Source organism: Georgenia wutianyii, from assembly GCF_006349365.1.
Taxonomy (GTDB): domain Bacteria; phylum Actinomycetota; class Actinomycetes; order Actinomycetales; family Actinomycetaceae; genus Oceanitalea; species Oceanitalea wutianyii.
This window is the reverse complement of record NZ_CP040899.1, coordinates 3295636-3308768: the sequence shown is the minus strand read 5'-3', so window position 1 is coordinate 3308768 and position 13133 is coordinate 3295636. Positions and strand designations below refer to the sequence as shown.

Annotated in this window: 16 protein-coding genes; 12 read left to right on the top strand and 4 right to left on the bottom strand. The window is 75.1% G+C overall.

The features are described from left to right. The first annotated feature begins 138 nt into the window (after nt 1–138). The 5 genes from FE251_RS14670 (at nt 139) to FE251_RS14650 (ending at nt 4127) form a co-directional block, all read left to right on the top strand. On the top strand, nt 139–1059 hold the full coding sequence (locus FE251_RS14670; protein WP_139949142.1) for an SDR family oxidoreductase: 921 nt from the start codon (nt 139–141) through the stop codon (nt 1057–1059). A 96-nt stretch (nt 1060–1155) separates the two neighbouring features. Then, nucleotides 1156–2382 (top strand): MFS transporter, encoded by a 1227-nt coding sequence (locus FE251_RS14665; protein WP_139949141.1) that lies wholly within the window; start codon nt 1156–1158, stop codon nt 2380–2382. A 106-nt stretch (nt 2383–2488) separates the two neighbouring features. Continuing rightward, nucleotides 2489–2833: a hypothetical protein gene (locus FE251_RS14660; protein ID WP_139072368.1), complete on the top strand. Its 345-nt coding sequence runs from the start codon at nt 2489–2491 to the stop codon at nt 2831–2833. Between the two features lie 48 nt (nt 2834–2881). Next, nucleotides 2882–3610, top strand: coding sequence for a ubiquinone/menaquinone biosynthesis methyltransferase (locus FE251_RS14655; protein ID WP_230976455.1), 729 nt, complete (start codon nt 2882–2884; stop codon nt 3608–3610). A 19-nt stretch (nt 3611–3629) separates the two neighbouring features. After that, nucleotides 3630–4127 (top strand): GNAT family N-acetyltransferase, encoded by a 498-nt coding sequence (locus FE251_RS14650; RefSeq protein ID WP_230976454.1) that lies wholly within the window; start codon nt 3630–3632, stop codon nt 4125–4127. A 39-nt stretch (nt 4128–4166) separates the two neighbouring features. On the opposite strand, the gene FE251_RS14645 is transcribed toward FE251_RS14650, so the two are convergent. After that, nucleotides 4167–4988 (bottom strand): NmrA family NAD(P)-binding protein, encoded by an 822-nt coding sequence (locus tag FE251_RS14645; protein WP_139949139.1) that lies wholly within the window; start codon nt 4986–4988, stop codon nt 4167–4169. A 61-nt stretch (nt 4989–5049) separates the two neighbouring features. Further along, entirely contained in the window at nt 5050–5916 is an 867-nt protein-coding gene (locus FE251_RS14640) for a phosphotransferase family protein (protein ID WP_223147548.1), read from the bottom strand. Nucleotides 5917–6104: 188 nt separating this feature from the next. Here FE251_RS14640 and FE251_RS14635 point away from each other — a divergent pair, with 188 nt between their 5' ends. Beyond that, on the top strand, nt 6105–6695 hold the full coding sequence (locus tag FE251_RS14635; protein ID WP_139072371.1) for a GNAT family N-acetyltransferase: 591 nt from the start codon (nt 6105–6107) through the stop codon (nt 6693–6695). A 14-nt stretch (nt 6696–6709) separates the two neighbouring features. Here the strand turns inward: FE251_RS14635 and FE251_RS14630 are convergent, their stop codons facing one another. Next, a complete protein-coding gene (locus FE251_RS14630; protein WP_139072372.1) occupies nt 6710–7198 on the bottom strand; it encodes a YqeB family protein in 489 nt (162 codons plus the stop codon). Between the two features lie 144 nt (nt 7199–7342). Between FE251_RS14630 and FE251_RS14625 the strand changes: the two genes are divergently transcribed. Together FE251_RS14625 and FE251_RS14620 are read left to right on the top strand one after the other, a co-directional pair. Next, the gene (locus FE251_RS14625; RefSeq protein WP_230976453.1) at nt 7343–8497 is read left to right on the top strand and encodes a sensor histidine kinase; all 1155 of its coding nucleotides are present in this window, start codon (nt 7343–7345) and stop codon (nt 8495–8497) included. Beyond that, complete coding sequence (locus FE251_RS14620) at nt 8494–9162, top strand: response regulator (protein WP_139949137.1); 669 nt, start codon at nt 8494–8496, stop codon at nt 9160–9162. The genes FE251_RS14625 and FE251_RS14620 overlap by 4 nt, the downstream gene beginning before the upstream one ends. A gap of 3 nt (nt 9163–9165) precedes the next feature. Here the strand turns inward: FE251_RS14620 and FE251_RS14615 are convergent, their stop codons facing one another. Beyond that, a complete protein-coding gene (locus FE251_RS14615; RefSeq protein WP_230976452.1) occupies nt 9166–10041 on the bottom strand; it encodes an EamA family transporter in 876 nt (291 codons plus the stop codon). Between the two features lie 151 nt (nt 10042–10192). Here FE251_RS14615 and FE251_RS14610 point away from each other — a divergent pair, with 151 nt between their 5' ends. From FE251_RS14610 to FE251_RS14595, 4 genes are all read left to right on the top strand, one after another. Further along, a complete protein-coding gene (locus tag FE251_RS14610) occupies nt 10193–11713 on the top strand; it encodes a multicopper oxidase family protein (RefSeq protein WP_139949136.1) in 1521 nt (506 codons plus the stop codon). Between the two features lie 34 nt (nt 11714–11747). Beyond that, nucleotides 11748–12296, top strand: a complete 549-nt coding sequence (locus FE251_RS14605) for a DUF1697 domain-containing protein (RefSeq protein ID WP_139949135.1) — start codon at nt 11748–11750, stop codon at nt 12294–12296. Beyond that, the gene (locus tag FE251_RS14600; protein ID WP_139072376.1) at nt 12293–12670 is read left to right on the top strand and encodes a VOC family protein; all 378 of its coding nucleotides are present in this window, start codon (nt 12293–12295) and stop codon (nt 12668–12670) included. The genes FE251_RS14605 and FE251_RS14600 overlap by 4 nt, the downstream gene beginning before the upstream one ends. 72 nt (nt 12671–12742) lie before the next feature. Further along, a complete protein-coding gene (locus FE251_RS14595; protein WP_230976451.1) occupies nt 12743–13123 on the top strand; it encodes a rhodanese-like domain-containing protein in 381 nt (126 codons plus the stop codon). Nucleotides 13124–13133 lie beyond the last annotated feature (10 nt).

The following is a 13133-nucleotide window of genomic DNA, read 5'->3' as shown; positions in this document are numbered from 1 at the left end:
CGCGCGCCGCGCAAATCCCCACCCGCCCGCCCCGCTCTCGGCGGGTGGCGCGGGAACCGGGGACCGGGTGGCTCCGGATGCGGGCGGGTGGAGGCTTGCGCAGACTTGAGGCTTCCCCGACGGCAAGGAGAGTGACCTGTGGCCGCTGATGACGCCGACACGACCCGCACCGACCAGCTGACGTTCCAGAACCCCGTGACCCGCTACCCGGAGATCACCCCGCCGGAGCAGGTGCAGGCGGAACCCGGCCTGCAGGCCGAGATGACGCCCAAGCCGGACATCGGGGAGTTCTCCTACCGCGGCACCGGCCGCCTCGAGGGGCGCCGCGCGCTCGTCACCGGCGGGGACTCCGGGATCGGCGCGGCGGTGGCCGTGGCCTTCGCCCGCGAGGGCGCCGACGTCGCCATCAGCTACCTGCCCGAGGAGGAGAAGGACGCCGACGAGGTCGTCCGGATCATCACCGAGTCCGGGCGCAGGGCGGTCAAGCTGCCCGGTGACCTCACGGACCCGGCCTTGTGCAGCGGCATCGTCGAACGTACGGTCGCCGAGCTCGGCGGGCTCGACATCCTCGTGAACAACGCGGCCAAGCAGATCGCCAACGACAGCCTCGAGGAGACCCCGGACGAGCAGATCGTCCAGACCTTCGAGGCCAACGTCCTCGCGACCTTCCGGGTGACCAAGGCCGCCCTGCCGCACCTGCCCCCGGGCTCGGCGATCATCAACTCCACGTCCGTCGTCGCCTACCAGCCGCCCCCGCCGCTGCTCGACTACGCCTCGACGAAGGCCGCGATCAACAACTTCACCAAGGGCCTGGCCCAGGAGCTCGCCCCCAAGGGGATCCGGGTCAACGCCGTCGCCCCCGGGCCGATCTGGACGCCGCTGCAGCCCTCCCACGGCCAGCCGGTCGAGGACCTGCCGGAGTTCGGCAAGAGCACGCCGCTCGGCCGCGCCGGGCAGCCCACCGAGCTCGCCCCCGCCTACGTCTTCCTCGCCTCGCCCGAGTCGAGCTACGTCCTGGGGGAGACGCTCGCCGTCACCGGCGGGATGCCCACCCCGTGACCCGCGGAGGCTGAGCCCCTGCGACCCTCCGGGTGGGGGAGGCGGACACCCGCCCGGCCGGACCACGCGCCGGGGCGCGGGGGATACTGGCGGGCGATGTCCTCCGCACCCTCCTCCCGCCCGCCGCTCCCGAGGGAGATCTGGGTCCTCGCGGGCGCCGCGCTGATCATCGCGCTCGGCTACGGGCTCGTCGCCCCCGTCCTGCCGCAGTTCGCCCGGTCCTTCGACGTGTCGGTCGCGGCGGCGTCGTTCGTCGTCAGCGCCTTCTCCCTCACCCGGCTGGTCTTCGCGCCGGCGGGCGGCGCCCTCATCACCCGGCTGGGGGAGCGCCGCGTGTATCTCGCGGGACTGCTCGTCGTGGCGGTCTCGAGCCTGGCGACGGCGTTCGCGCAGGACTACGTGCAGCTGCTCGTCTTCCGCGGGCTCGGCGGGATCGGGTCGACGATGTTCACCGTCTCGGCGATGGGCCTCATCGTGCGCCTCGCACCGCCGACGGCGCGGGGCCGGGCCGCCTCCTTGTACGCGACGGCCTTCCTCGTGGGGAACATCGGCGGTCCGGTCATCGGCGGGGTGCTCGCCGAGCTCGGGCTGCGGATCCCGTTCATGGTCTACGCGGTGGCACTCGTGCTCGCGACGGGCGTCGTGTGGCGGCTGCTCCCCGAGACCGGCGCCGGCCCCACCCGCACCGTGGACGAGCCGCAGCAGCCGCCGATGGTGTTCGCCGAGGCGCTGCGTGACAGCGCGTTCCGCGCCGCGCTCGTCTCCGGGTTCGCCAACGGCTGGTCGAGCTTCGGGGTGCGGGTCGCGCTCGTCCCGCTCTTCGCGGCCGCGGCGCTGGACGCCGGGCCGTGGTCCGCGGGGGCGGCGCTCGCAGCCTTCGCCGTCGGCAACGCGCTGGCGCTCAACGCCGCCGGGCGGCTGGCCGACGCCCGCGGCCGACGCCCGCTCATCCTCGTCGGGCTGCTCGTCAACGGCGTCTTCACCGCCGTGCTCGGGCTCGCCGGGGACATCGGCACGGTCCTCGTCCTCTCGGCGCTCGCGGGCGCAGGTGCCGGGCTGCTCAACCCCGCGCAGCAGGCGACGGTCGCCGACGTCGTCGGCAACGAGCGCAGCGGCGGCAAGGTGTTCGCCGGCTTCCAGATGGCGCAGGACACCGGCGCGATCCTCGGCCCGGTGCTCGCCGGCGCGCTCGCCGACCGGTTCGGCTACGGCGCCGCGTTCGGTGTCACGGGCGTCATCACCGTCCTCGCCGCGGTCGCCTGGCTGTTCGCCCGGGAGACCCTCCACCGGGACGACGCCGCCGGCCCAGAGCTCGGCGGCTGAGCCACCTCACGAACCGGCGCACGCGGGCGACTACCCGGGTAGAGCGCGTTCGTGCTCCGCGTCGGCCCGGTCGGGCCGGCGGCCGGCGAGGAAGGACGTGAGGACGATGGAGCCCGACCAGACGACGACACCGCTGACGCGCGTGGCTGCGTGGGCGCGCGCAGCTCTGGCTCGCGCGGCGCAGGACCACCGCGTCACCCTCGGCGAGGCGCCGGAGGCGGACGGGCTCGCGGTGCGGACCGGGCTGCTGCGCGCCGGTGACCGGGTCGGCCTCGCCGCGGCGGACGAGGAGATCTGGGTGGTGGTGGACGGCCATGTCGAGCTCCTGACGACGCGCGCGGACCTCGCCGCCCGTACCGGCGACGTCCTCCACGTCCCGGTGAACACCCCGGGGCACCTCGTCGCCGTCACGGACACCCGGTTCGTCGCCGTCGCCTTCCTCGGGCCGTGACGGCCCGCGGGGACCGGGCAGGGCGCCGGGCCGGGTAGCGTGGGGCGGGTGAGCGCGCAGGACGACAACGGAGCCGCGACCCCGCAGGACGCCCATGGCGCCAAGGTCGCGGACATGTTCAACGGCATCGCCGACCGGTACGACCTCATGAACCTCGTCATGACGTGGGGTCAGGAGCCGCGGCTGGTGCGGCGGACGGTCGAGCGGGCTCGGCTGCCGATCGAGCCTGTCGTCCTCGACCTCGCGACCGGCACCGGCGACGTCGCGTTCGAGGTGCTGCGCACCCGGCCCGCCGCGCAGGTCACCGGCGCGGACATCTCGCCGGGGATGATGGAGATCGGCAAGGCCCGCCCCGGCGGCGACCGCATCACCTGGGTGCAGGCCGACGCGATGGACCTGCCCTTCCCCGACGCGACCTTCGACGCCGTCACCCACGGCTACCTGCTGCGCAACGTCACCGACATCCCGACGACGCTCGCCGAGCAGTTCCGCGTCCTCAAGCCGGGCGGCTGGATGGCCGCCCTGGAGATGTCACCCGCGCCCAAGAACGTCTTCTGGCCGTTCTCCACGGCCTACATCCGCTGGGTGGTGCCGCTGATCGCGCGCCTCATCGCCAAGGACCCCGAGGCCTACGAGTACCTCTCGCGCACCTCCCGCGGGTTCCGCACCCCCGCGCAGATCCACGACATGCTCGCCGACGCCGGCTTCGTCGACATCGGCCACCGGCTGCACATGTTCGGCACGATGGCCGTCCACTGGGCCCAGAAGCCCGTCTGAGGTGCCGACGCTGAGGCCCGTGCGGGCGAGTGACGCGCCCGCGGTGCTCGACGCCTTCGCCTCCTCGTCCGACATGGCCCGGCAGGGCGCGGTCACGACCGCGGCCGAGGCGAGCGCCTACCTCACGCGGTGCACGTCGCCGGGCTCCCGGGTCTTCGCCGTCACCGGCGAGGACGACGTCCTGTGCGGCGCGGTCGGGATCAACCTCGACGAGGAGAACCGCACCGGGTGGGTCTGGTACTGGATGCACGCCCGGCACCGCGGGAAGGGCTGGACGGCCGCGGCCGTGGCGACGGTGGCGGACTGGGCGCTGGCGGAGGGTGGGTGCGAGCGGCTGGAGCTCGGGCACCGGGTCGACAACCCCGCCTCGGGCCGGGTGGCGGTGGCTGCCGGGTTCGTCCCCGAGGGTCGCGAACGCGGCAAGTTCCTCATCGACGGGGAGCGGGTCGACGTCCTCACCTACGGCCGGATCCTCACCGATCCCGCCCCGGTGACGCCCCGGCTCGCCCTGTCCTGAGGCGGCGGCGGCGCGGACAGCTCCCCGGCCGCTCCCCGCTCAGGCCCACACGCCCCGTGCGGCTGCCTCCTGCGCGTACCGGGCGAGCGACCGCGCCGGGCGGCCGAGGACGCGCTCGACCGTGCCCGTGGGGGTGGTGTCACCGGCGGCGGCGACCGCCCCGAACCTCGTGACGAGCTCCTCGACGACCTCCAGGGGCAGCCCGGCCGCTCCCATCGCCGCGCGGTAGGCCTCCGGGGTGCCGTCGAAGCGCACGGTGCGCCCGGCCGCCGCACCGACGACGTCGGCGGCCTCGGCGAAGGACAGCGCCTGCGGCCCGGTGAGCTCAAGCACCTCCCCGACGTGGTCGTCGGTGGTGAGCGCGCGGACGGCGACGTCGGCGATGTCCTGCGCGTCGACGAAGCCCTGGCGGGCGTCCCCGACGGGCAGCGCCAGCTCGCCCTCGAGGACGGCGTCGCGGAAGAACGTCTCGAAGTTCTGGGCGAACCAGTCGGGCCGGATGACCGTCCACCCCAGGCCGCTCGCGCGCACCGCACGCTCCGCCTCCTGCAGGCGGGTGACGTCCATGAGGTCGACGGCCCGGTCGGAGTGGAGCACGACGCGGTGCACCCCGGCGGCGGCTGCCCGCTCGAGGAAGCCGGCGGGCAGGTCGACGTCGTCGGGCAGCAGGAGGTACATCCGCCCGACGCCGTCGAGCACGGCGTCCCACGTGCCCGGGTCGGTCCAGTCGAAGGGCGGCTCGGTGCGGCGCCCGGCGGCACGCGCGGGGACGCCGGCGGCCCGGAGCCCGGCAACGACGCGGCTGCCGGTGGTGCCGGTCCCGCCCAGGACGAGGACGGTGTCGGTGAGGGGCGTGGTCATCGTGGTTCCTCCCTCTCGGGTGTGGTGTGGGCGTGAGGCTGGGCGCCACCTCCGACACCGGTCACGGGTCTCCGCCGTCAGCAGCGTGGGCCGAGGGGAAGAGCCGGCCGAGCGCGGTGAGGGCCTGGGCCGTGTAGTCCGTCAGGCCGGACCCCAGCCCGTAGGCGAGGTCCGCGAGGGTTGCGCACCTGGCGTGGAAGGCGGCGCGTTCGAGGTCGGCGGCGTCGATCCCCGGGCCGTAGGCGGTGAGCGCGGCGTCCAGTCCACGGGGTCCGAGGTCGCGCAGGAGGAGGCCGAGGTCGCGGGCCGGGTCGGTGACCGCCGCGTCGCCCCAGTCGACGACCCCGGTGACCTGCCACGCGTCGTCGACGAGGACGTGCTCGGCACCGAGGTCGTTGTGGGTGAGGACGGGGGCAGTGCCCTCGGCGGGCGGGGGCGCGGCGAGGAACGCCTCCACCGCCGCCCGGTGGTGCGCCGGGACGTGGGTGCGGATCCCCGGGTAGAGGGCGCGGGCCTCCTCGAGCCACTCGCGCAGCGGCGCGTCGTCCGGCTCGGCGAGGTCCGTGGGCAGGCGGTGCAGGGCGGCGAGGAAGCGGCCGAGGGCCTCCCCGAGGCCGACGGCGTGGTCGGCGACCCCGGGGAGCCCGAGCACCGGGCGGCCCGGGAGCCTGCGGTAGGCCAGGCACCCACGTCCGGCGTCGACGACGAGCGGCTCGGGCACGGGCAGCGGCACGGCGCCGGCGACGGCCGCGAGCAGCCGGGCCTCGGGAACGACCCGCGCACGGTCGGCCTCCTCGCGGACGAGACGCACGACGAGCTCGTCGTCGACGAGGAAGGTCGCGTGGTCGAGCCCGCCGCCCAGCGGCCGCACCACGCCGGCCGCGAGCCCGTGCTCGGCGAGCACCTCGCGGACCGTCCCCTCGTCCACGTCCTCCCCCCTCCGGCCGGTGCCAGCACGGTAGCCCCCGGCCCGCGCCGTGGGGAGCCGGTGCGGCCCGGCGTCGACCGACGACGACACCGGGGTTCGCCCCGCGCGGACCACGGCGACGCCCCCGGGCGGACGTGGCCACCCGGCGCCGGAACCTAGCGTCGGCCGGACGACGGAGGGAGCCGGACATGGACCGGACACGACAGGTCACGGTGGCCGTGGCCACCGACGAGGAACGGGCAGGCCTCGCCCTGCTCGCCGCCCACGCGATGCGCGACAACCCCGTGCACGTGGCGGCGCTCGGGCCCGACCCCGGCCGCCGGGTGGAGGTCGTGCGCCGGGTGTTCACCGTCCTGCTCGACTCCCGGGAGGTTCTCACGGCCCGTCTCGACGGGCGGGTGGTCGGCCTCGCCGCCCACCTGTCCCCGCCCCACGCCCCGCCGCGGGCCGGCGAGCTGCTCCGCCTCGTCCCCGCCCTGGGCCGCGCCGGGGCGAGGGCGCCGCGGCTGGCGCGGTGGTTCGCCGCCTGGACCCGCCGGGACCCGGCCACCCCGCACTCCCACCTCGGGCCGGTGGCCGTCGCGGACGCGGCGCGGGGCCAGGGGGTGGGCAGCGCGCTGCTGCGCCGGTACACCGAGCGGCTCGACGAGCGGGGGGAGAGCGGGTACCTCGAGACCGACCGGCCCGCCGCCGCCCGGCTCTACCGCCGGTTCGGCTTCGAGGTCGTCGACGAGCACCGGGTGCTGCACGTGCCCACGCTGTTCATGGCCCGGCCGTGAGGCGCGTGGTGGGCTCAGGGACCTTCCCACGGGTAGTCGAGCGCGAGGAACGCCTCGCGCACCGCGCGCGCGTCCGCCTCGACGTCCCCGGCGAACAGCTCGCGTCCGGAGGCCGACCGGACGACCACCTTGGACCCGGTGCGGTAGACGGCGTCGACCTTGTCGCGCGGGATGACGCGCTGCACCGCCCCGCGCCGCTCGACCCGCAGGTGCCGCTCGCCGACGTGCAGGACCGGGGAGTCGAGGATGACCCACGCGCCCAGCGCCAGGCCGGCGAGCAGCCCGAGCACCGGCCGCAGCCACACCAGCCACGCCTGGTCGAAGGAGCCGAGGAGCTGCAGCGGTCCCTGGAAGGGCATCCAGGGCAGGTCGCGGGCCAGCCGTGCGAGGAAGGGCACGCCCACCCCGAGCACGGCGCCGCCGAGGGCGAAGAGGGCCAGGACCCACCGCCGGCCGGCGGCGTCGAAACCGCCCAGCCGGTGCTCGGTGTCGTCCTCGCTCATCGATGCCGAGCATATGGGCAGGTCAGCCGCGCCGCGCGGGAGTCGCCTCCCGGGGACACTGGCCTACGTCCCGGGTCGACCCCGCCCGTCGCCGCCCACCCCCTCCCGCGCAGGCGTCGCCGGTCCTACCCTGGGTCAGTGGGCGTGCCGCTGAGCACCGACGGCGTCGACCAGCGCCTCGTCGACGCGGTCCTCGGCGTGGGTGTGACCCTCGGGGTGGCCGCGACGATCGCCGTCGACCTCGACGAGACCGGGCGCGCCGACCCCGGCGCCTACCTCTTCGCCGGCGTCTTCGGCGCTCTCGTGCTCGCGCGCCGGCAGGCCCCGCGCGCCGTCCTCGTCGCCACCGTGCTCGGGGTCTTCCTCTACTACGCCCTCGGCTACGCGCCGATCGGCATCGCGCTGCCCGCGGTGGTCGCGCTCGCCTCCGCCGCCGAGGCGGGCCACACCCGGTGGGCCGTCGGGGCGGGCACGGTCCTCGTGTCGGCCGCCGCCGTCGCCCTCGTCGAGGAGGGCCGCCCGCTGGACTACCTCGTGAGCTACGAGATGCTGACGAACGTCGCGCTCGTCGCGACGGCGGTGACGCTCGGCGCCAGCATCCGGGCCCGGCGCGAGGCGCGTCGCCACCAGGAGAAGCTGCACCGGGTCGTGCTCGCCGAGCAGGCCCGTGAGGCGGAGCAGCGGCTGCGCGAGGAGCGGCTGAGCATCGCCCGGGACCTGCACGACGTCGTCGGGCACGCACTGTCGGTCATCGCCTTGCACGGGAATGTCGCCGCCGAGGCGATCGGCCGGGACGAGGACGTGGCGCGTCGCGCGATCGGCCAGATCGGGCGCACGACGTCGGCGACGATGCGCGAGCTGCGGGCGACGGTCAAGGTGCTGCGCTCGCCGGGCGGGCGACCGGAGCTCGCGACCCTCGGCCTGGCCGGGGTTCCCGACCTCGTCTCCGCCGCCCGGGAGACGGGGGTGGAGGTCGTCGCCGAGCTCGACGTCCCGGGCGGCGTGCTCGACGGCGCCGTCGACGCCGCTGCCTACCGGATCGTCCAGGAGTCGCTGACGAACGCGCTGCGGCACTCCGGTGCCTCGCGCGTCACCGTGCGCGCGGGCCTGGACGGTGGGCGGCTCGAGCTCACCGTGTGCGACGACGGCTGCGGTCCGGGGGACGCGCTGCGGCCGGGCGCCGGGATGGCCGGCATCGAGGAACGGGCCGTCACCCTCGGCGGCGGCGTCTCCTTCGGCAGGTCCGACGACGGAGGCTTCGCCGTGCGCGCACGGCTGCCGGTGAGGGTGGGGACATGATCCGCGTCGTGGTGGTCGATGACCAGGAGCTCGTCCGGACGGGGCTGCGCACGCTCGTCGAGCACGACGGCGACATCACCGTCGTCGGGGAGGCCGACTCGGGCCGGACGGGGGTGTGGCGGGCCCGCGAGCTGCGTCCCGACGTCGTCCTCATGGACATCCGGATGCCCGACGTCGACGGGATCGAGGCGACCCGCCAGATCGTCGCGGACCGCGACCTCGGCGACGTCCGGGTGCTCGTCCTCACGACGTTCGACGAGGACGAGCACATCGTCGAGGCGATCCGCTCCGGGGCGGCCGGCTACCTCCTCAAGGACGTCTCCCCGGTGGACCTGCGTGCGGCCGTGCGGGTCGTCGCCGCGGGTGAGGCGCTGCTGTCCCCGTCGGTGACGCGCCGGGTCATGCGCTCCCTCGCCGAGGTTCCCCGGGCGCGGGTCGACGACGCGCTGCTGCGCCGGATCACCGACCGGGAGCGCGAGGTGCTCGAGCAGGTCGGCCGGGGCCTGTCCAACGAGGAGATCGCCCGCGTCCTCTACCTCTCCCCGGCGACCGCCCGGACCTACGTGTCGCGCCTGCTCGCCAAGCTCGACGCGCGCGACCGGGCCCAGCTCGTCGTCCTCGCCTACGAGACCGGTCTCGTCAGCCCGGGCGCGCAGCCCTCCTGAGCCTCACGGCTGCTCACCGACCGCCTCGCCGGCCGCCTCACCTGCCGACGAACCGCGCGTGGCCCCCACGCTCGCCGCGCTCACGCACGCGACGGCGACCAGCTGCACCGGGGTGAGCCACTCCTGGAGGATGAGGGCGGCGGCGAGTGCCGCGGCGGCCGGCTCCAGGCTCATGAGGATGCCGAACACGCGGGGCGGCATCGTCCGCAGCGCGATCATCTCCAGGCTGTAGGGGACCACGGAGCTGAGCACCCCGACGGCCGCACCGAGGACGAGCAGCCGCGGCTCGAGCAGCGTGGTGCCCGCGGAGGCGACGGCGACGGGCGCGACCGCGAGCGTCGCGATCGTGCTCGCGAGGGCGAGGCCGTCGATGCCCGCCCAGCGGCGTCCGGTCGCCCCGGCGGCGAGGATGTACAGCGCCCAGCACGCGCCCGCGAACAGGGCGAGCGCGAAGCCGAGGGCGTCGGCCCCCGCCCCGGGCGCGAGGCCGAGCAGGACGACGCCCGCGGCGGCGAGCCCGACCCACAGCAGGTCGCGCGGCCGCCGGCCGGTCACGGCGGCGAGGGTCAGCGGCCCGATGAACTCGATCGTCACCGCCACCCCGAGCGGGATGCGCGCGAAGGACTCGTAGAACGCCCAGTTCATCGCCCCGAGGGTGAGCCCGAGCGTGAGGACCGGGCGCCAGTCCGCGGCGCTGCGGCCCCGCGGGGAGGGGCGGGCGATGGCGAGGAGGATGAGGGAGCTCGTCGCCAGGCGCAGCAGCACCATGCCGCTCGGCGAGATCTCGCCGAACTGGCCTTTGGAGATGGTCGCGCCGAGCTGTACCGACGCGATGCCCGTGAGGACGAGCCACACGGGCGACATGCGAGGTCGGGCCACTGCCCCAGCGTAGGCACCGGGTGGCACCTCCCCGTCGGCCCGACGGCGTCGAGGGGTGTCGCCTCGCGCTGACGGGGCGTGCGACCGGTGACGTCGCACCGGACGCCCGTGGACGGACGTCGGCGCGTCCCGGCGTTCCTAGCGTCGAGGCATGACCACCACCACCCCCGCCGCCCGCCCGCTGCGCCGCGCCCTCGCGGCGCTCGCGGCCGGCGCGTGCGTCCTCGCCGGCTGCAGCGGCTCGGCGTCCGGGAGCTCCGCGTTCCCGGTCGAGCCGGTCGACTTCACCACCCCGCTCGCGATCCCGCCGCTCGCCGAGTCACGCGTCGAGGAGGACGGCACCCGCGTCTTCGAGCTCACCGCCCAGGAGGGCACCTCGGAGTTCCGTCCCGGCGTCGCGACGCCGACGTGGGGCTTCGACGGTCCCTACCTCGGGCCGACGCTGCGCGCGAAGGTGGGGGAGCGTGTCGCCGTCGAGGTGACCAACGACCTCGGTGAGGCGACGACGGTCCACTGGCACGGTATGCACCTGCCGCCCGAGATGGACGGCGGGCCGCACCAGATGATCGAGCCGGGGGAGACGTGGCGCCCGACGTGGGTGATCGACCAGCCCGCGGCCACGCTCTGGTACCACCCGCACCCGCACGGCCGGACCGAGCAGCACGTCTACCGGGGCCTGGCCGGGATGTTCCTCCTCGACGACCCGGCCGCCGCGCCCGACCTGCCCGCGACCTACGGGGTCGACGACGTGCCCGTCGTCGTCCAGGACAAGCACCTCGACGACGAGGGCCGGCTCACGCTCGACCGCAACAGCACCGAACCGGGGCTCATGGGCTCGATGGTCATGGTCAACGGGACCGTCGGGGCGTACCACGAGGTGACCACGGAGCGGGTCCGGCTGCGCCTCCTCAACGCCTCGACCGCGCGCACGTACAACCTCGGCTTCACCGACGAGCGCACCTTCCACCTCGTCGGCACCGACGGCGGCCTCCTCGCCGAGCCGCACGAGACGAGCCGGGTCCGGCTCTCGCCCGGCGAGCGCGCGGAGGTCGTCGTCGAGCTCGAGCCCGGGGAGGTCGCCACGCTCGACTCCGACTCCCCGGACCTGGGCGACGTCGCCGCTCCCGCCGCGTTCGGCGGGCGGGACGTCTTCGAGGTCCTCGAGCTGCGCGCCGCCCCCACCCTCACGCCCTCCCCGCCGGTCCCCGACGTGCTGGCCGAGGTCCCCCGGATCCCCGAGTCGGCCGCCACCGTCACCCGCGAGCTCGAGGTCGCCGTCCGGATGATCAACGGCCGGAGCATGGACCTCTCGCGCATCGACGAGGTCGTCACCGAGGGGGCGACGGAGATCTGGGAGGTGCGCAGCATCGACCCCCTCACCCACAACTTCCACATTCACGACGTCCAGTTCCAGGTCCTCGACGTCGACGGCGAGCCGCCGCCGCCCGAGCTCGCCGGCTGGAAGGACACCGTCTACCTCGAGCCGCGGCGCACCTACCGCCTCATCATGCAGTTCGCCGACTACTCCGACCCGGACAGCCCGTACATGTTCCACTGCCACCTCCTGCGTCACGAGGACGAGGGGCTCATGGGGCAGCTCGTCGTCGTCGAGCCCGGCACCGAGCCGCCCCGGACCCTGCCCACCGGCGACGACGGCGGCCACAACCACTGACGCGACGGTGCGGCTGGGTCTAGGGTCAGGCGACATGGGCAGGTACGCCGCACTGCTGCGGGGCATCGCCCCGAGCAACCCCAGCATGACCAACGACAAGCTCCGCGGGGTGTTCGAAGGGCTGGGCCTGGAGTCGGTCGGGTCGGTGCTCGCCAGCGGGAACATCGTCTTCCGCAGCACGGAGGCCGACGTGCCCGCCCTCGAGGACCGGATCCAGGAGGCGCTGGGGACCGGGCTCGGCATCGGCGGCGGCACCATCGTCCGCGAGCTCACCGAGCTGCGCGACCTCCTCGACCGTGACCCCTTCGACGGGCTGACCCACGGGCGCGGGAGCTACCTCACCGTGACGTTCCTCAAGGCACGCCCTCACGCGGTGCCGCTGCCGCCGGAGCCCGACCCGCTCACCCGGGTCGTCGGCTACGACGAGGGCGCCGGCGCGTTCCTCGCCGTCATCGACAACAGCGAGCCGGGCCGGACCCCGGACTTCATGGTGTGGCTGGACCGCGCCTACGGCAAGGACATCACCACGCGCACGTGGCTCACCGTGCAGCGCATCGTCAGGAAGCTGGAGGCCCTCACATGACCAGTCGTCTCGCCGCCCTCGCCGTCGACTGCGAGCAGCCGGCCGCCGTCGCCGAGTTCTGGTGCGCCGTGCTCGGCTGGCAGGTGGTCGAGGAGGACGAGGAAGGGGTGTCGATCGGCCCGCCCGACGGCTCCTGGCCGACGATCGACTTCCTGCCCGTCCCCGAGCGCAAGACCGTGAAGAACCGGCTGCACCTCGACCTGCGCGCCGACGGCGTGAGCACCGAGGAGGAGCTCGCGCGGCTGCGCGCGCTCGGTGCCCGGCCCACCGACATCGGGCAGGGGCCCGACGTCAGCTGGGTCGTGCTCGCCGACCCCGAGGGCAACGAGTTCTGCCTGCTGTCCCGCACCGTCCAGGACGTCGGCGCCGGCTGAGATTCCCCTTCCAGGGACTCCCCGAGGGGGCGTATGCTCCGGGAGCCGGGCGACTCGAGACAGGAGCGCCCCGTGGCGAAGAGTGCGAAGGACATGGTGGCCCGGGCGAGGGCCAAGGTGGAGAACCTCGACCCCGCAGCAGTGGCGGCCGAGCTGGAGCGTGGTGCGGTCCTCGTGGACCTGCGCGACCATCCCGAGCTCGCGGCTGCGGGTCGGATCCCGGGCTCGGTGCACGTCCCGCGCGGCATGCTGGAGTTCCGGGCGGACCCCACGAGCCCGTACCACGACGAGGCGCTGGACCCGACGAAGCGGGTGGTGCTGCACTGCGCCAGCGGCGGCCGCTCGGCGCTGGCCGCCGCGACCCTCCAGGAGATGGGGTACGCCCATGTGGCCCACCTCGACGGAGGGTTCGCCGCCTGGGCGGAGGAGGGTCGCCCGGTCGAGACGGTCTGACCGGCCGGCT

What these genes read in the sequence shown, in the direction of transcription:
- FE251_RS14635 (WP_139072371.1), top strand. Translation starts at nt 6,105, where the DNA reads ATGGACCGGACACGACAGGTCACGGTGGCCGTGGCCACCGACGAGGAA.
- FE251_RS14665 (WP_139949141.1), top strand. Translation starts at nt 1,156, where the DNA reads ATGTCCTCCGCACCCTCCTCCCGCCCGCCGCTCCCGAGGGAGATCTGG.
- FE251_RS14600 (WP_139072376.1), top strand. Translation starts at nt 12,293, where the DNA reads ATGACCAGTCGTCTCGCCGCCCTCGCCGTCGACTGCGAGCAGCCGGCC.
- FE251_RS14645 (WP_139949139.1), bottom strand. Translation starts at nt 4,988, where the DNA reads ATGACCACGCCCCTCACCGACACCGTCCTCGTCCTGGGCGGGACCGGC.
- FE251_RS14610 (WP_139949136.1), top strand. Translation starts at nt 10,193, where the DNA reads ATGACCACCACCACCCCCGCCGCCCGCCCGCTGCGCCGCGCCCTCGCG.
- FE251_RS14630 (WP_139072372.1), bottom strand. Translation starts at nt 7,198, where the DNA reads ATGAGCGAGGACGACACCGAGCACCGGCTGGGCGGTTTCGACGCCGCC.
- FE251_RS14660 (WP_139072368.1), top strand. Translation starts at nt 2,489, where the DNA reads ATGGAGCCCGACCAGACGACGACACCGCTGACGCGCGTGGCTGCGTGG.
- FE251_RS14605 (WP_139949135.1), top strand. Translation starts at nt 11,748, where the DNA reads ATGGGCAGGTACGCCGCACTGCTGCGGGGCATCGCCCCGAGCAACCCC.
- FE251_RS14620 (WP_139949137.1), top strand. Translation starts at nt 8,494, where the DNA reads ATGATCCGCGTCGTGGTGGTCGATGACCAGGAGCTCGTCCGGACGGGG.